General features: G+C 43.0%; 14 protein-coding genes. 13 read left to right on the forward strand and 1 reads right to left on the reverse strand.

What is annotated here, in order from left to right; genetic code table 11:
* The first annotated feature begins 254 nt into the window (after positions 1-254).
* The 13 genes from ACLROL_RS07335 (at position 255) to ACLROL_RS07395 (ending at position 20,512) form a co-directional block, all read left to right on the forward strand.
* Complete coding sequence (locus ACLROL_RS07335; protein ID WP_087211896.1) at positions 255-473, forward strand: helix-turn-helix domain-containing protein; 219 nt, start codon at positions 255-257, stop codon at positions 471-473.
* Positions 474-484: 11 nt separating this feature from the next.
* Complete coding sequence (locus ACLROL_RS07340) at positions 485-1,090, forward strand: DUF1819 family protein (protein ID WP_087211893.1); 606 nt, start codon at positions 485-487, stop codon at positions 1,088-1,090.
* Between the two features lie 15 nt (positions 1,091-1,105).
* A complete protein-coding gene (locus ACLROL_RS07345) occupies positions 1,106-1,663 on the forward strand; it encodes a DUF1788 domain-containing protein (RefSeq protein WP_413067593.1) in 558 nt (185 codons plus the stop codon).
* Between the two features lie 12 nt (positions 1,664-1,675).
* Positions 1,676-5,212 (forward strand): BREX system P-loop protein BrxC, encoded by a 3,537-nt coding sequence (gene brxC, locus ACLROL_RS07350; protein WP_413067594.1) that lies wholly within the window; start codon positions 1,676-1,678, stop codon positions 5,210-5,212.
* 18 nt (positions 5,213-5,230) lie between these two features.
* Positions 5,231-5,845, forward strand: coding sequence for a hypothetical protein (locus tag ACLROL_RS07355; protein ID WP_413067595.1), 615 nt, complete (start codon positions 5,231-5,233; stop codon positions 5,843-5,845).
* Positions 5,826-9,332 (forward strand): BREX-1 system adenine-specific DNA-methyltransferase PglX, encoded by a 3,507-nt coding sequence (gene pglX, locus ACLROL_RS07360; protein ID WP_413067596.1) that lies wholly within the window; start codon positions 5,826-5,828, stop codon positions 9,330-9,332. Before ACLROL_RS07355 ends, pglX begins: the two co-directional genes overlap by 20 nt.
* Before the next feature lie 90 nt (positions 9,333-9,422).
* Positions 9,423-11,822, forward strand: a complete 2,400-nt coding sequence (locus tag ACLROL_RS07365; RefSeq protein ID WP_413067597.1) for an AAA family ATPase — start codon at positions 9,423-9,425, stop codon at positions 11,820-11,822.
* Positions 11,823-11,947: 125 nt separating this feature from the next.
* On the forward strand, positions 11,948-13,465 hold the full coding sequence (locus ACLROL_RS07370; RefSeq protein ID WP_413067598.1) for an RNA-binding domain-containing protein: 1,518 nt from the start codon (positions 11,948-11,950) through the stop codon (positions 13,463-13,465).
* Positions 13,466-13,471: 6 nt separating this feature from the next.
* Positions 13,472-16,069, forward strand: a complete 2,598-nt coding sequence (pglZ, locus tag ACLROL_RS07375; protein WP_413067599.1) for a BREX-1 system phosphatase PglZ type A — start codon at positions 13,472-13,474, stop codon at positions 16,067-16,069.
* A 21-nt stretch (positions 16,070-16,090) separates the two neighbouring features.
* Positions 16,091-18,154 carry a protease Lon-related BREX system protein BrxL gene (brxL, locus tag ACLROL_RS07380; protein ID WP_413067600.1) on the forward strand — a complete coding sequence of 688 codons (2,064 nt, stop codon included), beginning with the start codon at positions 16,091-16,093 and terminating at the stop codon, positions 18,152-18,154.
* A 125-nt stretch (positions 18,155-18,279) separates the two neighbouring features.
* Complete coding sequence (locus tag ACLROL_RS07385; RefSeq protein ID WP_087211874.1) at positions 18,280-19,038, forward strand: DUF6414 family protein; 759 nt, start codon at positions 18,280-18,282, stop codon at positions 19,036-19,038.
* Positions 19,035-20,159, forward strand: coding sequence for an AAA family ATPase (locus ACLROL_RS07390; protein ID WP_413067601.1), 1,125 nt, complete (start codon positions 19,035-19,037; stop codon positions 20,157-20,159). The genes ACLROL_RS07385 and ACLROL_RS07390 overlap by 4 nt, the downstream gene beginning before the upstream one ends.
* A 2-nt stretch (positions 20,160-20,161) precedes the next feature.
* Entirely contained in the window at positions 20,162-20,512 is a 351-nt protein-coding gene (locus tag ACLROL_RS07395) for an MmcQ/YjbR family DNA-binding protein (RefSeq protein WP_413067602.1), read from the forward strand.
* Between the two features lie 324 nt (positions 20,513-20,836).
* On the opposite strand, the gene ACLROL_RS07400 is transcribed toward ACLROL_RS07395, so the two are convergent.
* Entirely contained in the window at positions 20,837-22,312 is a 1,476-nt protein-coding gene (locus ACLROL_RS07400) for a DDE-type integrase/transposase/recombinase (RefSeq protein ID WP_413067603.1), read from the reverse strand.
* Positions 22,313-22,457 lie beyond the last annotated feature (145 nt).

Below are 22,457 nucleotides of genomic sequence, written 5' to 3' on the forward strand. Positions count from 1 at the left end.
AAATGCAGTGTTCAAGCTTTTTTGTACCACTACGTGGCTATGCCATTGACAAAACCCGCCATCCTCGACCGATTCTCTATTAATCTCGTATATAGATAAAAGATTTATCTAAACTAAAGAATTTGATTTGGCTTTTAGGGAAATAATTCCCTGATTGGCAAAATTTATTGAGTGTTTTTGAAAATCTGTGCTATGATGTAGATTAGAACACTCTCAATATGCGTAAAGTAGATAGAGTCGTAGGAGGAAATAACATGGATGTAACCTACAATAAACTTTTCAAGATGTTGATTGATAAAGAATGGAATAAAACTGAATTTGCGAAAGAAGTCGGAATCAGCACAAATACTCTGGCGAAACTTTCAAGAAATGAATTTGTCTCGATGGAGATTCTCGTGAGAATTTGCCGGAAGCTGAACTGCACGCCAGATGACATCATGGAGATTCTTCCTGAAACAAGAGAACGGTCATGAGGAGGAGTGGCATGGATCATACATATCCGTATATCGCATCTTTGACAAGAGAGCCTTTTTTGTTTTATGAGATGCGAACAACGGCAAAATTATTGACCAGTGGATTAAGCGATGAAGAAACTGTGGTACAGATTACCGCAGATAATCTTTTTCAATATCCGACCGAAAAGTCGATTGCCCGTATGGCAAAGGCTTGCATTAAACGGCTTCAAGCAATGGAAGATGCGGACTTGATCCATGCGATTGCTACACAGCCGACAGAGATCGCAAAACAGATTTGTTTGTATGCGATGATGAAACAAAGCCGTTTGGTTTGGGAATTTATGCTGACCGTTATCGGGGAGAAATACCGATTAAGGGATAGCTCCTTTGGCAGAATTGATTTGAATACATATTTTATTCGCTTGCAGGAACAGGACGATACGGTAGCATCCTGGAGCGAAGGAACGGTTACGAAGTTGAAGCAGGTGCTTGCTAAAATTCTGGTTGAAACGGAGTATCTGGATGATGTCCGTGCAGACCATCTGAATCCGGTGTACTTACATCCGATTTTAGAAAATGCAATCAGAAGTCATGGCGATTTGGCGGTTCTGCCAGCGTTTAACTGTTTTTCATAAGGGAGGTGCAGCGAGATGAGTCATATTGAAGAACGTTTAGATCATGTCAGGACTTTAATTCAGGAACCTGAATTTTTAGAAGGAAAAGGATTGAGCAACGAGGTCAATATCCGCATTTTCTGTTATGAGCCAGAGGATGAGATGGCGGTTCGCCATTTTGTCGATCAGCTTGAAACAGACCATTCCCTTTCCTGCCGGTTGAAAATCTGCAACCTGTACCAGACCTTCCTTTCGGTTTGCGAGGATATGGATATTATAGATGCGATTCCAGATATGGAGGTGGAAGATGGAAGTATTTTTCTCCTGGAGCAGCTTCATTCTGCCATTGGCGAAGGAGAGTTTATTGATAAAATCCAGTATGAGCCGCACGAAAGCGGTGATGTGCTGATGCTTACTGGTGTAGGGGAAGTTTTCCCGTTTATGAGAATCCACGCTCTGCTGGAAGCATTGCAACCGCATTTTTCGGACGTCCCCATTCTGGTGATGTATCCTGGTGAGTTTGACGGACGTCATGTGAAATTGTTTAACCGATTGCAGCCCAATGATTATTACAGGGCGTTCAATGTTGTATAAGGGGGTACGATTGTGATTATTCGTGATATGTTTGCCGATGACATCAACCGTAAAATCAATGGTGTCATCAAAGTCGATCAGGCTGCTGATGAAGTGATTGAGCAGGAATTAAATGAGTATGTCATTACCAAAGAACTGAAAAAACACTTCATCACCTTTTTCAACTATTATAGTGATGCTTTGGATGAGCCTACCGCTGATACCGGCGTGTGGATTTCCGGATTCTTTGGAAGTGGTAAATCTCATTTTCTGAAAATGCTCTCCTATCTGCTGGAGAACAAAGAGGTAAATGGCATTCGCAGTGTGGAGCGTTTTCGCAAAAAATTTGAGGACGATCCGGCAACCTATATGATGATTGACCGTTCCACAAAGGTAGAAACGGAAACCATCCTGTTCAATATCGACATTGAAGGGTCTATCAACAAAGACAAAACTGCCGTCCTTCGTGTTTTTGCCAAGACTTTCTACAATCATTTAGGCTTTTTCGGGGATAACCTGAAAGTTGCAAAGCTGGAGCAATACATTGACCAGCAGGGGAAAACGGAACAGTTCCGTCGTACCTTTGAAGAAAAGAAAGGAATGTCTTGGCTGGAATCCCGCAAGGCGTTTGCGTTCAACGGAAAGTATATTATCCCTACCCTGATGGAAGTTCTGGATATGAGTGAAGAAGATGCCAGGGCGTGGTTTAATGACAAGTCTGCCATTGAATTTTCCATTGCTCAGCTCGTAGAGGACATCAAAGATTATCTGAAAACAAAGCCAAACAACTTCCGTCTGCTATTCATGGTGGACGAAGTTGGTCAGTACGTTGGTACAGATACCGATATGCTTTTGAACCTTCAGTCGCTGGTTGAGAAAATCGGAAGCGAATGCGGCGGCAAGGTGTGGGTTGTCTGCACCGGACAGGAAGCGATTGATGAGATCATCAAAGTTCGTGCAGATGAGTTTTCCCGTATCCAGGCTCGTTTCAAAACCCGCCTGAGCCTTTCTTCTTCCTCTGTGGATGAAGTGATCCAGAAGCGTATTCTGAAAAAGAACAAAGACGCAGAAGCAGAACTGGAAAGCGTTTATAATAAGAACGACTCTGTTCTCCGCAATCTGTTCAGCTTCACTGACTCGATCCTGGATATTAAGGGCTACTCTGGTTCCGGAGAATTTGCGGCAAACTTCCCGTTTGTACCGTACCAGTTTATCATTATGCAGAAAGTATTTGCTGAAATCCGGAAGCACGGCAACTCCGGCAAGCACCTTTCCGGTGGTGAACGTTCCATGCTTTCCGGCTTCCAGGAAGCAACACAGAAAATACAGCAGAAGGACGAGTATGCCCTTGTACCGTTCTTCCGTTTTTACGATACCGTACATACTTTCCTGGATGGTTCTATCCGCCGTGTCATTGAACGCTGCCAGAGGGCTGCGGACAATGGGGATGGCATTGAAGCACTGGATGTGGATGTGCTGAAACTTTTGTACCTGATCCGGTATATTGATGACATTCCCGCCAACCTGGATAATATCGTGATTTTGATGGCGGACGATATTCGCATGGACAAAATCACCATGCGTGAAACCATCCGTGACTGCCTGAACCGTCTGATGAGCCAGAACTACATTGGCAGAACAGGCGAAGTTTATAATTTCCTGACCGATGAGGAACAGGATATTCAGAGAGAAATCAAAAGCACTCCTGTGGATACCGCCTCTATTGTAGACCGTATCGGGCAGATGATTTTCGCAGATATTTTTACTACAAAGAAATACCGCTATGGAAAATACGATTTTGCCTTTGATCAGATGGTGGACGGTATTACCATTGGAAATATTACAGGCGGGATGCGTCTGCGTTTCCTGACAGTTGCCACAGATACTGCGGAAAAATCGGAGCTGCGCCTGATGACGGAATCCAAAGGCAAAGAAGCGATTGTTGTGCTTGCTGAAACGCCGTACTATGAATCTCTGGAAAGTGCTATGAAGATTCGTAAGTATGTCAAGCAGCGAAATGTGAATCAGCTTCCGAAGTCGGTTCAGGACATTATCCGTGACCAGCAGGAAGAAGCGACCAAGTATGAACAGACGGCAATGGAGGATTTGGTAAAAGCCATTGAATCTGCACAGTTCTATGTGGACGGAGAACACATTGAAATCAAAGGCGGCAATGCAAAAAGCAAGATTGAGCAGTCTTTGGAATACCTGGTTTCTCATGTATATAGTGAGTTGTCGTTGATTGAGAAAAATGCGGATACTGATGCAGACATTATTGAAATTCTGACCGGTGCGGATAATATGATGCCTGGTATGGAACCGAACCGTGGTGCTGCTACCAAAATCGAAGAATATCTGGAAATGCAGGCAATGAAAAATCTTCCGACTTCGATGGCAGATATTCAAAGCCGATACAGTGCAATTCCATACGGCTGGAAAGAAATTGACATTGCGGCAGTGGTTGCCCGATTGATCTATGACCAGAAAGTTACCATCAAATATGCAGGCTCCACCATTCAGCCGGACAATCCGAAACTGCCGGATATGCTCCGTAAAAAGAGTGAAATCGGCAAAACCAGCATCAGCAAGCGCCAGATGATTACTGCCACCAAGATGCGGGCTGTAAAAGAACTGCTCCGGGAATACTTTGACGTGATGGATGTGCCGGACGATGAGGACGGTCTGGTTGCATTTGTTGTGCAGAAATTTACCATTCTGAAAGACCATTATCTTGAACTGAAAGGCAGATACGAGGGTCATAAGTATCCGGAACAGAATCTTGTCCTTACTTCCATCGAGCAGATGGACAAAATCCTTTCTCAGAGAAAAGATAACATCGCCCTGATTGAGGCGATTTTGAAAGAGGAAGATAACCTCTTTGACAATAAAGAAAAAATGCAGCGTGTGGAAGGCTTCTTTAAGAATCAGGTTCAGGTGTTTGATGCCGCAGTTAAAACGGAGGAAGACCTGAAAAATGACCTGAACTATCTCAGAAAAGAGGAGGAAGCAAACGAAGCACTGAACCAGATACGTTTGATTACTGTGGTGCAGAGCGACCCGAAAAGCATTTACCGCAGAATCCCAGAACTGAACGGGTTGATGGATAAAGTACGGGAGGGACATGGCAGGCTGCTGGACGGCAAGCGAGCTGAGCTTCTGGAAATCATCCGGCAGTGTATGGCGGAGGTTCATATCATTTCGGATGGAAATAGGGACTGCGCCGAACTTGTGAAAAAGGCGGATACTTATTTCGATCAGCAGAAAACAAAAATCAATGAGCTTCAGAGCCTTGCCCTGCTGGATGGTCTGGTACCTCAGATTTGGTCTTACAAGGATGATATCTGTGAGCGCATTGAAACCGCAAAACAGCCGCCGGTTATTGCCGAAGAAAAAGTAGCTTATGGCGAGAAAAAAACAGTTCCGAAAAAAGTGATTAAGACAGTATATCGCCAGATGGCGTTTCCAGCAAAGATGCTGGAAAGCCAGGCGGATATTGATGCTTATGTGGAGCGCATGAGAAGATATCTGACGGATATGTTGAGGGACTGTGATGGGATTAAGCTGAATTAAGTAGTGAAGGGTTAATATATGAATGAATTAGAAAATCTACTTGCTGAGCCTATTCTAAAAAGAAATGTTGAATTCGCTGCACTTTTTGTATTAAATTATGAATCTTTGAAGCAATATGTTGTAGATCAAGTCAGAGGTTTTTATGCGGAAGCAATAACTTTTGATGGAGATGAGATAAAATATAAAGAATCTGATGAATACAAGAAACAAGTACGTAAGCTGGACACACAAATAGACACTGCTTCTATGAAGTGGTTTATGAATGCAGGAGCTATTACAGAACAAGAACTTGATTTGTATCATACATGTAGAAAAAGACGAAATGATATAATACATGAACTGTTGAAAAACCTGAGTTCGGGTTTCCATGAAAATGATGTAGCACTTTTTAGTAATATGGTTCATTTATATCAAAAAATTGATAATTGGTGGATAAACGAAATAGAAATCCCTACATCGGCTGACGAAATTCCTGCTGACTATAATCGTGATCAGGTGTTTAGCGGACAAGCATTTATTCTATCAGCCATTAACGATATTATACTATTGAATGGTTCAGATAATTACAGTGAGATTTTAAAATTGTTCAGAAAAATAAAGAAGGAAAAAACTAATGGACAAGAATGCAATTAAAAAATTCGCTGTCTGGGCACGCAGGGAATTGATTGAGCGTGTGTCCCAGAAGGCGATGCAATATGGAATTGAAAAGGATAATATCATTGATGCTGCAGCTGACAGCATCAATGATACAGTCCTGACAGATGTTCAGAAAAATCAGCGCAGAGCGTTAATTTCGCAAATCAACCATAAAGGTTTTGAAGAAGTGATGGAGGAGGTTGCCTACACCTGGTTCAACCGCCTGATTGCTCTACGGTTTATGGAGGTCAATGGTTACCTCCCTACCCGTGTGCGTATATTCACGGACGAGGAAAACAACTTTAAGCCGCAGATTATTGACGAAGCCCTGCATCTGGATTTGGATGGCTTGAACATGGAGAAAGTCTATGAGTTCAAGAACGCCAACCAGACAGAAGAACTCTACAAATACCTGCTGATTACCCAGTGCAATGCCCTGAATAGCGTTCTGCCGGGAATGTTTCAGCGTATTTCCGACTACACTGAGCTGCTTCTTCCGGACAACCTGCTTCGTGAAGGCAGCGTTATCGAGCAGATGATTTCCACCATCCCAGAGGAAGATTGGCGGGATGCGGTGCAGATTATTGGCTGGTTATATCAGTATTACAATGCTGAGAAAAAAGACGAAGTTTTTGCGGCGCTGAAAAAGAACGTCAAAATCACAAAAGAAAATATTCCGGCTGCAACCCAGCTGTTTACTCCGGACTGGATCGTCCGCTATATGGTGGAGAACTCCCTTGGTCGCCTGTGGGTGGAGGGACACCCTAATGATGAGCTGAAATCCACTTGGAAGTATTATCTGGAGGAAGCCGAGCAGGAACCGGAGGTACAGGATCAGCTTGCAGAAATCCGCAAGGAATATGCTGCAATGAATCCGGAGCAGATCAAGTGTATTGACCCTTGCTGCGGTTCCGGTCATATCCTCGCCTACCTGTTTGACGTGTTGGTGCAGATTTACGAAAGTTATGGCTACACCACCCGTGAAGCGGTGGAGAGCATCGTGAAAAATAATCTGTATGGTTTGGACATTGATGACCGTGCCGCCCAGCTTGCCTATTTTGCGGTGATGATGAAAGCCCGCCAGTACGACCGCCGCTTCTTTAGCCGTCAGATTCAGCCAAACGTCTATGCGATTCAGGAAAGCAACGGTATTGATTGCTATGCGCTGGAATACTTCTGTAATGGCGATACCAGGCTGAAAGCAGCGATGGACAGCATTATCAAGGAAATGCAGGATGCCAAGGAGTACGGTTCGATTTTGAACATTACTCCTGTGGATTTTGGTGCCCTTTATGCCCGTTTTGACGAAGTACGGGACGATATTAATATGAGCCGTGAGGTGGTTCTGAACAATCTGTTGCCGCTGGTGCAGGTGGCGGTTGCTCTGGCACAGAAGTATGATGTGGTAGTGACGAATCCGCCGTATATGGGCAGTTCCAGTATGGGAGGAAAGCTGACAGATTATGTAAAAAAGAATTATCCAAACAGCAAAAGCGATCTCTATGCTATCTTTATTCAGGCTTGTGGAAACTTTGGAAAAAAATCTTCTTATCAGGCAATGATAACTCAGCATTCTTGGATGTTTTTGGGAAGTTACGAAAAGCTTCGAGAAGATGTTTACCGAAAAACGCTTGTTAATATGGCGCATCTTGGTGCAAGGGCGTTCGAAGAAATTGCTGGCGAGGTAGTTCAAACAACAGCATTTATTCTGTGTAATGTGGATATACCAGGATACACTGGAGCTTATGTGAGATTGGTATCGGAAAATTCTCAAAATGATAAGGAACTAAGTTTCCTTGAAAGGAAACAGGTGTACTATAAAAGTCAATCAAATTATACCAGCTTACCAGCTGCCCCGGTTGCTTATTGGGTTGGAGATCCAGTCTTTAAGGCTTTCTCAAAGAACCCTCATGTTTCTGATATTGGAGAAGCAAAGGCGGGTATGACAACAGGCGATAATGATCGCTTTTTAAGGCTGTGGTTTGAAGTAAAACAATCGGGTATCGGTCTTGGATACCACAATTCAGATGAAGCAAAACAATCAGGAAAGAAATGGTTTCCATACAACAAGGGAGGCGGATTCAGAAAATGGTATGGCTTAAATGATTATGTCGTACTTTGGGAAAATGATGGTTATGCCATAAAAAATGCAACAAAGCAGGGAAGAAAAATTGCAAGTGTCAGGAGTGAACGCTTGTATTTTCATAAGTCGATTACATGGGCAACACTAACTACTGGAATGATTTCTTGCAGAAATTCAGAATATGGACATTTGTTTGATGATAAAGGATCGAGTTGTTTCATGCCCGAAAAAGCACATAACTATGTGCTTGCGATGATAAATTCGGTAGTTGGCGATTACTTTCTTCATGTATTGAATCCTACGATGTCTTTCCAGTCTGGAAATATTGGGGCTTTGCCAGTTGTAAAGGAAAAGGAAAGTGATTCCAGGATTGTTGAGCTTTCTAATGCAGATGTAGAACTATGCAAGAGAGATTGGGATTCATTTGAAACCTCTTGGGACTTTGCAAAGCATCCCCTTGTCCGTCTGAAAGACAGTATGAAATTTACTGATACAGATGGTGATAGAAAAATAGAATCCTATTTCTTGCAGGGTGCATATCGTGCATGGGAAAATGAATGTGAAGAACATTTTGCTCAGTTAAAAGCCAACGAGGAAGAACTGAACCGTATCTTCATCGACATTTACGGCTTGCAGGACGAGCTTACTCCGGAAGTCGAAGACAAAGATGTGACCGTCCGCAAAGCTGACTTGCAGCGTGATGTAAGAAGCCTGATTTCTTATGCTGTGGGCTGTATGTTTGGTAGATACTCTCTGGATGTGGAAGGGCTTGCCTACGCTGGCGATGAATGGGATGCCAGCAAATATACCACCTATCCTGCGGACAAGGACAATATTATTCCGATCTGCGACGATGAATACTTTGATGATGACATGGTTAGTCGTTTTGTAAAATTTATCGAAACGGTTTACGGCAGCGATACTCTGGAAGAAAATCTCAAGTTTATCGCTGATGCTTTGGGTGGAAAAGGTCAGCCGAGAGAGATCATCCGCAATTATTTCCTGAATGATTTCTATGCCGACCACTGCAAGATTTATCAGAAGCGCCCGATTTACTGGCTGTTTGACAGCGGCAAAAAGAACGGTTTCAAGGCGCTCATCTATATGCACCGCTATCAGCCGGATACCATTGCCCGCATCCGCACTGACTATGTGCATGAGCAGCAGAGCCGCTACCGTACCGCCATTGCGGACATGGAAAACCGCATTGCCAATGCGTCTACTAGCGAGCGTGTGAAACTGAACAGAGCACTGAGCCGCCTGAAAGACCAGGACACTGAACTGCGGACTTATGAGGAAAAGATTCACCATCTGGCAGACCAGATGATTTCCATTGATCTGGATGATGGTGTGAAGGTAAACTATGCAAAGTTTCAGGATGTTTTGGCGAAAATAAAGTAAGGAAGCAGATAGATGACTCTTAAAAGAATTACGGATCGTTTGCCGAATACCATAATCCCCATATGGATAGAGTGAAAGGAGGAGTAGTTTTTGTTTGAAATAACTAGGAATCTTGTTTTTAGTGGAGCAGCATTTTCAGAAAAGACATCGTTTCCACTTTTTCCGTCGATGGATCATAGACTATGCTTAATCTATGGTAAAAACGGCACGGGAAAAAGCACAATATCCAAAGCCTTTTTAAAAATATCAGGTGTTGATTTGCCGGAGATTACAGATGCTTTTTTGGAAGATTTTTCTGGGAAAGCTATAGCGTACCCGGTTGATGGACAGTCCGGCAAAGTGTTTGTTTTCAATGAAGAATATATTCAGAGTAAAGTTCGGCTTAAAGAGGATGGTTTGGGTACAATAGTGATGTTCGGCAAACAAGCTGAATTAGAAACGTTGATTGAGGCTGCTCAAAAGGCATATGATGATGCATTAGCTGAACGGGAAAAAGCAGAAGCTATGGTAAAACCTTTTAATGACAGAACTTCGCTTGTTTCTCCAGATTATTATCTCTCAAAAATGAACCTTGCGTTGTCTGGTGACCAAAATTGGGCCGGAAGAGAACGAGTAATTATCGGTGGTCGGAGGAATGCCTCTGTAAACAATGCAACATATGAAACTATTGTACGAACTAAACCGGAGAAAAATTTTGAGGAAACAAAGGTCGAGTATCAGAGACAATATGATTTGCTTTCTGCCGCTAGGAGCGGAAATGCTAAAATAACTACTTCCGCAAACTTGAGAATTGTTGTTCCGGATAATGAAGATTCTGCGAGAAGCTTATTAGCCCAATGCATTGAAAAACCGGAATTATCTGAGCGTGAAACTTATTTGCTTTCGCTGTTATCGAAAGGGAAAACTCAGCAAATTGAAAAGATGCAAGTAATATTTGAAAATTCAGAGACTGCAGTTTGTCCATTTTGCCTACAACCTGTATCTGAAGAATACAAAAACTCACTTGTTCAGAGCATTAAAAAGATCCTGTCAAAAATTGTTGAGGAACATAAAGCAGCTCTGTTAGCGTTGAAAATATCTCCTGTTGTAATTGATTTATCGCCATTTCAAAAGTTGGAAAAAAAAGTTCTTGAAAAATGTGAGATTGCCCTGTCTGCATTGAATATGGCTATTGAGGAATTCAACGCAACATTAGAGGCAAAAATTGAAAATCCCTATTCTTCGATTGAACTGAAGCAGTTAAGTATCAGTGATAAGGCATTAGCACTCAAGACAGCCCTTGAACAACTTGAAGCTGCCCGAATTGAGTATAATAAGCCACTGAACAATATTCCAGAGCTTCAGAGGAAGCTTCAGAAATTAAATGCTTCAAGGGCATATTATGAAATTGAAGAATATTATACCACGTATCTTAAGCAAAAAGAGGAAAAGACAAAGATTGAATCTGCACTATCAGCAAGAATATCAGTAGAGAAGGAAAAAAAGAAGGTCTTAGATAAACTTCAGGCTCAAAGAAAAAGCATAAAAATTGCCATAGATATGATTAATGCTAGATTGAGATATGTGTTCTTTGCTACTGGACGGTTAGAAATCGAGTCAGATGACAGTGGAACCGTGTATACGCTGAAATCAAACGGTGCAAGTGTGAAACCATCGGATATTTCTGTGGGAGAACGAAATATCCTTGCATTATGTTATTTTTTTGTGGAAATGCTGGATAACACAGAGGCAGAGAAAGCATTTTCGAAAGAAGCATTTGTTGTTATTGATGATCCCATTTCTAGCTTTGATCATGAGAATCGAATCGGAATAATGTCATTACTTCGAAGAGATTTGGAGAAGATTGTTGTTGGAAATAGCAACTCGAGAATTGTTCTTCTTACACACGATTTGCAGTCTGCTTTTGATTTACAAAAAGCTTTTGACGAGATAGTGAAGGTGGTTAAAAATCAGACGCCGGGAAAATGTAATTCTGGTATTTTTGAATTGAAGAACCGAATGCTTTCGGACTTTCGATATCATAAGCGTCACGAGTATAGTGAATTACTTGCAGATGTATATCGCTTTGGTGTTAATGCCTCTGAAGATGCTGAGACAACCATTGGGAATGTTATGAGAAGAACTCTGGAAGCATTTTCGACATTTGTTTACAAGAAAGGTATCGATGAAATCTCTATTAGCTGCGAAATATTGGGGACTATTGGAAATGAACAATACTCTGAATATTTCCGTCATCTGATGTATCGCCTTGTTCTTAACGGCGAAAGTCATAGTGAAGAGCGCATTCGTTCGTTAACGGATGATAATGATTTTCTTGAGATGCTTTCAAAAGCAGAAAAACAAAGAACTGCTAGAGATATTATATGTTTTATATATCTTTTAAACCCAAGCCATGTAAGGGCGCACTTAGGAAGTTCTGGACTCTCTGATTTTGAAAATGTAATAGAGACATGGTGCAAAGATATATTATTTTTTGCTGAAGGAGTATAATCTCTATTGCTCTGCAAAGACTGTGCCTCTGGTACCATCGTGAGGGCTGAGATACGTTGAATTAGCTACTCTTACATTACAGCTTTACAATACAAGCTATAGTAAATTGAAAGTGAGGTGTTAAGATGACCATAGAAGAAATCCTCACCGGGGAATCTAAAAATGTGGAATTTAAGGAAAACTTGCCAGAGAAAAGTATCAAATATATGAAGTCTGTGGTTGCCTTTGCAAATGGAACCGGGGGAAAGATTATTTTTGGAATTGCTGATAAAACCAGAGAAGTGATTGGCTTTGACAAGGAAGATGTGTTCCGAAAAATGGATGCCATTGCCAATGCAGTGTCAGATAGCTGTGAACCGGCGATCATTCCGGATATTACTCTACAGACGGTTGACAGTAAAACGATCATTGTAGTAGAGGTTTCCGGGGGCAGACAGCGACCGTATTATATCAAAGCGCTCGGCAAAGAGGCTGGCGTATATGTCCGTGTTGCCGGAACGACCCGCCCCGCCGATGAGTACATGATAAAAGAGTTGATGTTTGAGGGCAGCAACCGCTACTTCGACCAGGCTCTGTGTACCGGGCTGAATGTCACAGATGAAGATATTGACGCTCTTTGTAAAGCCATGAAGGAGCAGGCAATCAAGAACGCCCATAATGAGGAGCAGAAAGCAGCTGTCAAAGATGTTGGAAGACAGCAGCTTCGTTCCTGGGGAGTTCTGATTGAACGTGATGGAAAGGATTATCCGTCCAATGCCTATACTATTTTAACCGGATGCGGAGGACTTCATGTTGCAACGCAATGTGGCGTGTTCAAGGGAACGACTAAAGAAGTTTTTGTTGATCGTCGGGAGTATACCGGTCCGATTTGGGAACAAATTGAGGAAGCATTTCAGTTTGTTCTACGGAATATTCATCTGGGTGCTACCATTGTGGGTATCTATCGTCAGGATGTTTATGAAATTCCGCCGGACGCTATTCGTGAGCTGATCATCAACGCAGCGGTGCACCGCAGTTATCTGGATCATGGCAATATACAGGTTGCGGTGTATGACAACCGGTTAGAAATCACTTCCCCTGGGAAATTGCCAATGGGACAAACTTTGGAGCGTATGAAAGAGGGCTATTCCCAGATTCGTAACGAAGCTCTTGCGTATGCGTTTTTATATATGAATTTAATCGAGCATTGGGGAAGCGGTATTCCGAGAATCATCGGTAAGGTAAAAGCGGCTGGTCTGCGGGAACCGGAGTTCATTGGCGGTGAAGTTGATTTGCGCATCAATATCTATCGGGAACAGATTGACAATGCCAGTGGCGATAATAATACTGACAAAGTGCCGGATAGTGCTGATACAGTGCCAGATAGTGCCAGTATGATGCCGGATAGTGTTGGTAAAGTGCCGGATATCAACCAAAAAATGCCGGATACTATCGAAAGACTGCCGGATAATGAGCAGGAACGGAAGATTTATCAATATGTATTGGAAAATGGCTACATTACAACCTCTATGGTTGCAGAACTTTTAGAAGTAAAACAGCGCAGAGCAAGAGCTATTTTACAGGATATGGTTGAAGGCAATTATCTGAGAAAAGAAGGTGCGGCACGTAGTACAATTTATGTAAACAATATGGAAGGGAGGTAACGCAGCATGGACATAGAAAAAGTAATACAGGAATTAAACGGCAGGTTTGCGTTGCCGTTGCCGGAATATTATCACCGCCGCATTATCTTCTGGCATGACGAGGATCGGGAGTTTGAGGATAAGCTGGATGAGATTCAGCTGAATAATGCGAAGATGGTTGCTTTGACAGGAAACAATACTTTCATGGTGAAAAAGCTGCTTTCCCATGATGATCTGACTTCCAATTATCTGATCTATAATCCCCTGTCTTTTGACAGACCGGACGATGACTGGCTCATAGATATAAAACTGTACAGCGAGGAGTTCCGTGCTGACCTCATTTCCATTTGGATGGATGAAATGGGGCTGGTATCGAGCCTTGCGATGCGGAAACAGGTAAAACATTACCGCAAATTTTTTAATGCAAAAGACCGCCGTGCAAGGATTGTGGCACAGACCAAAGTGCCTTCCAATCCGGCACAGCTGCACCTGGCAGTGATGGCGGCAATCTGTGGTTTGAAAGAAGCTCAGCCGAATCAGATCATACAGAGCATCTTCCGTGCTGGTTTTGATAAAAACAGCAATGCTTTGTATCAAGAGTTCGTGAACTATGGAGCAAACGATGCATTCTGGGCAATGGTTCGCCAGGGAAGCGGTTATTGCGAGGTGGACGGGGATATTGGTCAGCTTGCGATCCATTTGCTGCTGACTGCATCTACCCGCACGTTGTTCCAGGAACATCTGGAAGGGCTGGACAAATTCCTCTCCCTTCCCCATCAGGCATACTGCTATGATTTTGTATCGGACTGGCTGAGGAGTGACGATGACCGCCAGCTTTATGAAATCGCCCGTTATGTGGAAGAAGAAGCCCATCTGCCCCAGCGTTTTGGACAGCTGCCGTTAGAGGATCTGGTGGATACGGAATGTTTCCCTTGCATCAATGAAATCATCCTGATAAAGCTGATGACGGAAATCAGCAATCAGATCATTGATGCAGATTTGATTACGAAAGTAGTGGAAAAACGCCGTACCTGTGCCTGGTATGAAGGCTTTGCCAACTTCTATGATGGTATTTTGCAGGTGGCGAAGATGCAGGAGTTCTTCAAAGAACATTCTGCCGGATTCCATTTGGCACAGGCTCGTGAAATCTGGAAGAACTATACGGAAGATTATTATCAGATGGATCGTTATTACCGGCAGTTCCACCTTTGCTTCCAGAGAAGTCTGGAAACCTCCAATATCCTGCTGGACGATCTGTTTAAGCACGTCGTAGACCAGGTGGAAGGGCTGTATTCCCACTGGTTCCTGGGCGAACTTGGGAATAACTGGTCGGATGTCTGTGCGGAGGAATTGGCTGAATATGGGAAAATCATGGAAATTCCTCATCAGGAAGATTTCTACCGCAGCCGTGTGAAAAATGCAGATTCCAGAGTGTTTGTGATTATTTCTGATGCGATGCGGTATGAAGTGGCGGCTACTCTTGCTGAAGAACTGCAAAGAGAGAACCAGAGCCAGGTGAAGCTCCAGAATATGCAGAGCATTTTCCCGTCTATCACCAAGTTCGGGATGGCGGCTCTGCTTCCGCACTCCAATCTGTCTGTCGAAGTGAAAAACGAATTGCTTTCCGTACTGGCAGATGGGCAATCCACTGCCAGCACCAACCGTGACAAAGTTTTGAAAGCTGCCAACCCGGCAAGTGTGGCATTGCAGTACAAGAACATCATCGGCATGAAACGGGCTGACAGAAGTGCTCTGGTAAAAGGCATGGAAGTGGTCTACATTTATCATGATACCATTGATGAAGCGAGCCATACCTCCGATACCGCTGTCTTTTCGGCTTGCGAAAAGGCAATTTCTGAGCTGAAAAATATGGTACGCATTATTGTCAATGAGTTTGGCGGAGCCAACATTCTGATTACTGCCGATCATGGTTTCTTATATACATACAGTCCTTTGACTGAGGACAGCAAAGCAGATAAGACCAGCTTTAACAGCCTGGATGTGGAATACGGCAGACGGTATGCCATCATGCAGAAAGGTGCGTCGCCAGATTATCTGATGCCGGTGAAGTTCCTGGATGGTGAAACTGATTTTGATGGATTCACACCGAGAGGAAGCATCCGGATCAAGATGAACGGCGGCGGTTTGAACTTCGTTCATGGTGGTATCAGCTTGCAGGAAATGGTAGTTCCAGTGATCGACTATCACCATTTGAGAAACGACTCGATGGAATACAAGCGAAACAAACAGAAATACGATACAAAGCCGGTTACAGTGAGCCTGCTGTCCGCAAGCAGGAAAATCAGTAACATGATTTTTAACCTGAACTTCTATCAAAAGGATGCGGTGGGAGCGAACCGAGAAGCTGCAACTTATCAGGCTTACTTTGTGGATTCTAACGGCAAGCAGATCAGCGACGTTCAGAAGATCATTGCGGATAAAACAAGTGAGAATGGAACAGAGCGTACATTCCGGTGTACCTTCAATTTGAAACCGTTAAAATACAGCAATACCGAAACCTACTACCTCGTGATTGCGGATGAACAGGGACTTCAGCTTCCGCAGCGTGAGGAATTTCAGATTGATATTGCTTTTGCGGTGGATGAGTTCGACTTCTTCAGTTAAACATCGCAGGAGGAATAGAGAATGGAACAGATGAATGAGTGTGAAAGCACCCGTGAAGAAATAAAAGAAAAACTCCGCCAATATTTTGACGGAAAGATCGTCCGCAAGGACTTGACGAAAAAAATAAAAGAAGGTGCAAATGTCCCGGTTTATGTTCTGGAGTTTCTACTGGGACAGTATTGCAGCTCCGATGATGAAGAAGTGATCGAGGACGGCGTTCAGAAGGTCAAACGGATTCTTGCTGACAATTTCGTCCGTCCGGATGAAGCACAGAAGATTCTGACTAAACTGCGGCAGAAAGGCAGCCATACGGTTATAGATATGATTACCGTCCATCTGGATATTAAGAGGAACTGCTTTTTTGCTTCTTTCTCCAACCTTGGTCTGACCAGTGTACCGATTGAAGATGAATATCCGGAGAAATATGACCGTCTGCTTTGCGGCGGTATCTGGTGTATCGTCCAGCTGGATTATGAGTATGTGGAGGAAGAAAAGCAGAATGGTTATCCCATTCAGATTCGCAAACTGACGCCGATTCAAATGCCTCACATTGATATAGCGGAACTGAAACAGGGACGAAAAGCGTTCTCAAAAGACGAATGGATCGACATTTTGCTCCGTTCTATCGGTATGGAGCCAGATGCACTTTCCTATCGTGAAAAGTGGCTACTCTTGACCCGTATGATTCCATTGGTGGAAAATAACTTTAATCTCTGCGAACTCGGTCCCCGCAGCACCGGTAAATCTCATCTGTATAAAGAGATTTCTCCGAACAGCATCCTGGTTTCCGGCGGTCAGACGACCGTTGCCAATCTTTTCTACAATATGGGAAGGAAAACGGTTGGTCTGGTCGGTCTGTGGGACTGTGTTGCTTTTGATGAGGTGGCAGGCATCCGATTTAAGGATAAAGACGGCATTCAGATCATGAAAGATTACATGGCATCCGGTTCTTTTGCCCGTGGCAAAGAGGAAAAAGCGACTTCTGCTTCTATGGTATTTGTCGGAAACATCAATCAGAGCGTGGATGTTCTTCTGAAGACTTCCAGCCTGTTTGACCCATTCCCGCCAGAAATGGGAACAGACACAGCCTTTTTAGACCGTATGCACTGCTATCTGCCTGGATGGGAAATCCCGAAATTCAGACCGGAGCATTTTACCAACGATTACGGATTTATCAGCGATTATCTGGCAGAGTTTATCCGGGAGCTGCGTAAGGAACAGTATGGCGATGCCATTGACCACTACTTCCGCCTTGGCAAGAATTTGAACCAGAGAGATACTATTGCAGTCCGCAGAATGGTAGATGGATATTTGAAGCTGGTTTATCCTGATGGGGAGTTTACGAAAGAAGAACTAGAAGAAGTTCTCAAACTTTCTCTGGAAATGCGTCGCCGGGTAAAGGAGCAGCTGAAAAAGCTGGGCGGCATGGAATTTTACGATGTCAACTTCTCTTACATTGACATGGATGATATGTCCGAGCATTATGTATCTGTTCCGGAACAGGGCGGCGGAAAATTGATTCCGGAAGGAATGTGCAATTCTGGTCAGGTATATACAGTTTCTCAAGGGAAAAGCGGTATGATTGGAGTATTCCGGTTGGAATCCCAGATGCTTCCCGGAAATGGGAAATTTGAGCGAACTGGTATTGGAATAGACCGTGACGCAAAAGAGTCCACCAATACGGCTTTTAACTTCCTGAAGGCAAATGCGAACCGGATCAGCGGCAGCATCAGCACTACGATGAAGGACTACATCATCAATTATCAGGATTTGCAAGGTATCGGCATGACCGGTAAATTGGCATTGCCTACTTTGATTGCACTGTGTTCTATTGCATTGGGGAAACCGGTGCAGAGTTCTCTTGTTGTATTGGGGGAAATCAGTATCAGTGGCACGATGATAAAGGTGGACGAACTTGCAAGTACATTGCAGGTCTGTCTGGATAGCGGTGCAAAGAGAGTGCTGATACCGAGCACTTCTTTCGTTGATTTTGCGACAGTTCCGCCGGATTTGATGAGCGCATTTCAGCTGATTCCGTATCAAAGTGCGGAAGATGCGGTATTTAAGGCTTTGGGGGTGGAGTGATTACACGGAAGAGACAAAAGTGTCTCTCCGGTTGCTGGAGGCATTGTTCGTACTGAATACTGAAAGGGAAAATAAATCTCCCAAAAAAGAAATGATAAACTAAAAATTACAAGGAGAAGGGCAGAATGGGAAAAAATAGTCCAAGTTTTCTCAAAATTGCATATTTCGATGAAGCGGCTGCACAGGATTATTTGGATATTACAAATGGTGGAAGGCTTGACTGGAGCAAAGAAGAAAATAAGCAGCGTGTAGCGCAAATTTTAGCCGAAATCGAAGCTCAGGCAAAGGGAGGATTTAATATTATCAGCTTTTTGAAGGGAAGCATCTCCGGGAATCTTGATGCAACGGGAAAAGGAGAAGTTTCAAAATTATTGGATACAACGATAAAAAATACATTGCTGACAGATTATATATCTGTGGCTTGCACAGATGATAAAATCATAAAATTTGAAGATTCCGGAGTTTATGCTCCTCAAAATTCAGTGACACTATACAAGATGTATAGTTCTTATCTTTCTGTCATCCCAAAGGAGCAATTACCATTTGATATCGAAAAATTAAATGAAGCTGTGCTCAGTGAACGAGGATATTATGCTATGTTATTGAAAAAGGAAAGTACACCTGCTTCTGTGCTTAGATTTAACATCAATGCATTCAAAAATGACTATAGCCTTGCAGATTTAAGCAAAATGAATCTTACATATTACGGTGTTCAAGTTGGGACATGTAAACAGAGAGAATTAGGTATAGATAAAGAATTCGAGTTTCAAAATAAACCAGCAGAAGTGACGGCTGAGAGTATCTTAGGTGCAAATGGGGAAACTCCAAAGCAGGAAGATAGCCTTGCAGTGTATGACATCGTACTGGCGGGGGTTAAAGTATGAAGCAAATTGTTATGTTTTACGGATCAGCCAGAGCTTTTGCAGAGATAATCCCCAAGGGGCACAGAAACTTGTTAAGTGTTGCCATGCAAATGGATGATGAAAGCAAGAAATTTGTAATGGAAATAAAAGGATTACCTAAACAAGATACTGAGACGGAAAAACCTAAAAAAAAGAAACCTCGTATTTCTAATTTAGTAATATATGCGAATGAATACAATAGTGTCAAAGAGCATGTTATAACAAATTTTGTTGATTTTATGGCGCAGATCAATGTGACCAATATGTATATTCAAAATCCACCGGCATTATTAAGAGATCAGGTCGAAAGGATATACGGCGAAAGGAACATAATCAAGGTCGATGAGCAAAAGTATAATATCATAAGCGAAGACATTGTTAAACGAATATATCTCGGATTTGATAATAGAATTATCGGTCAGGAATCTGTCAAAATGAAATTGTTAAAAGCGCTCTATCCCATTATGGATAATCGGCAGTGCAAACCTGTCGTAATATTATTCTATGGAGATTCCGGACTTGGAAAGACTGAAACGGTTCAATATTTGACAGAGCTGCTTGGCGGTGTTTTGCTCAGAAAACAATTTTCTATGTATCAGAATAATGAATTTTCGAATTATCTTTTTGGTGGAAAGTATAATCAAAAGAGTTTTGCAAAAGACTTATTAGCAAGAGATTCTAATGTTATTCTGCTTGATGAATTTGATAAAGCTAATCCTGTTTTTCATAGTGCGTTTTACCAACTGTTTGATGAGGGAACTTTTGAAGATCAAAACTATAAAGTAGACGTTAGACATGCTGTTATTTTTTGTACATCCAATTATCATTCGGAAGATGAAATTAAAGATAAACTGGGACTCCCGATATATAATAGATTTGATGCAATCATAGAATTTAAGCAACTTTCCCAAGATGCTAAGATGAAAATTGCAGAAGTAGCTTTGATGAATACGGATCATAGTGACATTTTGCCAAGTGAAATTAGGGAAAAACTTGTTTTAGCATCAGCTGGATTAAGTAATGCCAGAGAAATTCAGAGATTGATCAAGGATACTATCTCCCTGTATGAAATAAACAGAATTTGTAGTGGATTGAAAACTTAAAAATGGAACGAAGCAAATTATTTGAGTGGGTAAAAGAGACCAATGGTACAGAGCCTGATTATCCTTGGAATGACTGGAACGCAGTTCTTCGCCACGCTGAAAGTAAAAAATGGTATGCTGTTATCTTGGAAGTGCCTGTTCAAAAATTAGGGTTAACAGGCAATCAGATCATAGATATTTTAAATGTCAAAAGCGATCCCCTTTTGATTGGCTCTCTTCGCAGCAAACAAGGATATTTTCCAGCATATCATATGAATAAAGAAAAATGGATCAGTATTGCTCTGGATGGAAGTGTTCCGGATGATGAAATTAAAAATCTTCTGGATATGAGTTATAAACTTACTCGAAAATAAAGTATGTGCCAGACCGGGGGTAGTGTAAAGTAATCTATGAAAAACTGAGCCGAAAAAAATAGGCTCAATAGAACCTTGAAAATTGCAGATATCGATGCTGAAAAGCTCTCCGAGGGCTTAGGGCGTTGCCCTAAGAACCCGCAAGGGACCAGTCCCTTGACCCAATATCGGGCGCTGCCCGAACCCGTCCTCGCCGGAAGGCAGGAAAAGGGCGCAATTGCCCCCTTTTCTGCTGGAGAGGATGCTCCGCGAGCCTTATATCAATAGACTTTCGCGGCATATCCTCACAGCCGGCTGCGCCGCCTGCTCCGGTATTCCACGGTTCTATTGACAACAGCTCCGCTCCAATCCGGCAGTTCCGGTTTTCTGCATGTTCAGGATGGTCTGCTGGCCAAGGAAGATAAGCAGCTGCCACTTGCCCGGCATGTTGTCAGCACCCTGGAGCATTTCCACTTCGTTAAGAACTTTGTATTTATTGTGTTTGTGCGGGCGCAGGAAGTTGTAGTAGGCAACCCAGAGAGCCAGGTCATAGTTGGCACCTTCGATGTTGTCAAAGCCGTTTGTTTTCCGGTAAGAAGCCTTATAGGTCCGGTTCAGTCGTTCTACGATCTGTTTGAACGGACGGTGTTCCTTAGACACAGCATCGTCGTTGGTAAGTCCGATCACCTGGGTGATCTGGAAGGTAAAGTCTTTGCCAAACTTTTTTGCGAATTCCATGGCGGCAAGCGGGTAGGCGCTGTAGCCGTCAGCAATGAATTTGAAGTTTTCAGGGAGCTTCTTAAGCCCCTGGAAGGCCATGCGCATGGCAAGGATACAGGGCCCAACCCCGCGGTTATCGGACACCTGGTAACCGATGATGGAACGGCAGGCGGCGTTCATGATAAGCCAGACGTAGGTTTTTATGCCACGGACTTTGATGTAGGTTTCATCGGCCACAAAGGCTTCTCCTTTGCGATAGGGATACTGATCGACGAAGGGTTTGATGCAGATGGCCGCGGTCTTGCAGTAGTTGGCGATCTGCTGATGAGAGATCTGGATGTTATAGAGATCTTTCAGTGCCTGACTGGTTTTGCGCAGTGACAGGCCAAGGTTGATATGCAGCGTTAGACACAGAGACATAACGTGGGCGTTATGCTTACTGAATTTCAGGGAAGAAGCGTTCTTAGGAAGGGTGCTTACATCCATGCTGAAAAAATCTATCGTGAACTGACGGTAGATATAGTGGAGCTTGTATTTATTTTTGCCGTAATCCTCTTCCAGGTCTTCCTTATCCACCTTTTTGAGATTGTGGAGATAATAAGGACATTTGGGATTGACGCACTTGTGGATGATAAAGTGCTTCCGTTCTTTTTTCGCAGCGAGTGCCTTGCCACAGTGGGGACACCGCAGGGTGAACTGCTTGGCAAAGCGGTTTTCATCTGGCGAAAAATTTGTATTGCATACCTTGCATTTCAGCTGTCCGGCTTTACCGTTATTACGATAAAGATAAGGCTGTGGGGCACCGCAGGAAGGGCAGGAGCAGTCTTCCGGGATGTCGCATTCCTTACGTCGGGAGATAGGTTTTATCCTGAGATTGTATCGGTGTTCAAAGTAAGGGATCAGGAGACGCCAGTCCCATTCCTGCTGGATGATCTGAACTTTTGGGAGTTCGTCCACTCTGAACTTCTGATATTTGGGGGAATGAGAATCATCGAAAGCCCACTGCTTAAGAGGTATATATCTGCAGATGAAATTGATTAACCAGCAATTCTGCTGGTAGAGATATTGAATAACAGAGAGTAAGTATTGTATAATGTCCATGAGCATTGGCTCCTTTCTTTATAATGGATGTTTGGTCACTGACATTATACATGAAAAGGGAGGTCAATGCTCTTTTTATTGCAGATTTCCCTTGAAATCAAGGTTTTTATTATATTTTGAAACAAAAAAACAGGTAGTATTTGAC

This window comes from Sellimonas sp. (assembly GCF_047234585.1).
In the GTDB taxonomy this organism is placed as follows: domain Bacteria; phylum Bacillota; class Clostridia; order Lachnospirales; family Lachnospiraceae; genus Sellimonas; species Sellimonas caecigallum.

Coding starts and splice junctions, on each gene's coding strand:
- ACLROL_RS07335 (WP_087211896.1), top strand. CDS start 255: ATGGATGTAACCTACAATAAACTTTTCAAGATGTTGATTGATAAAGAA.
- ACLROL_RS07340 (WP_087211893.1), top strand. CDS start 485: ATGGATCATACATATCCGTATATCGCATCTTTGACAAGAGAGCCTTTT.
- ACLROL_RS07345 (WP_413067593.1), top strand. CDS start 1,106: ATGAGTCATATTGAAGAACGTTTAGATCATGTCAGGACTTTAATTCAG.
- ACLROL_RS07355 (WP_413067595.1), top strand. CDS start 5,231: ATGAATGAATTAGAAAATCTACTTGCTGAGCCTATTCTAAAAAGAAAT.
- pglX (WP_413067596.1), top strand. CDS start 5,826: ATGGACAAGAATGCAATTAAAAAATTCGCTGTCTGGGCACGCAGGGAA.
- ACLROL_RS07370 (WP_413067598.1), top strand. CDS start 11,948: ATGACCATAGAAGAAATCCTCACCGGGGAATCTAAAAATGTGGAATTT.
- pglZ (WP_413067599.1), top strand. CDS start 13,472: ATGGACATAGAAAAAGTAATACAGGAATTAAACGGCAGGTTTGCGTTG.
- brxL (WP_413067600.1), top strand. CDS start 16,091: ATGGAACAGATGAATGAGTGTGAAAGCACCCGTGAAGAAATAAAAGAA.
- ACLROL_RS07385 (WP_087211874.1), top strand. CDS start 18,280: ATGGGAAAAAATAGTCCAAGTTTTCTCAAAATTGCATATTTCGATGAA.
- ACLROL_RS07390 (WP_413067601.1), top strand. CDS start 19,035: ATGAAGCAAATTGTTATGTTTTACGGATCAGCCAGAGCTTTTGCAGAG.
- ACLROL_RS07395 (WP_413067602.1), top strand. CDS start 20,162: ATGGAACGAAGCAAATTATTTGAGTGGGTAAAAGAGACCAATGGTACA.
- ACLROL_RS07400 (WP_413067603.1), bottom strand. CDS start 22,312: ATGGACATTATACAATACTTACTCTCTGTTATTCAATATCTCTACCAG.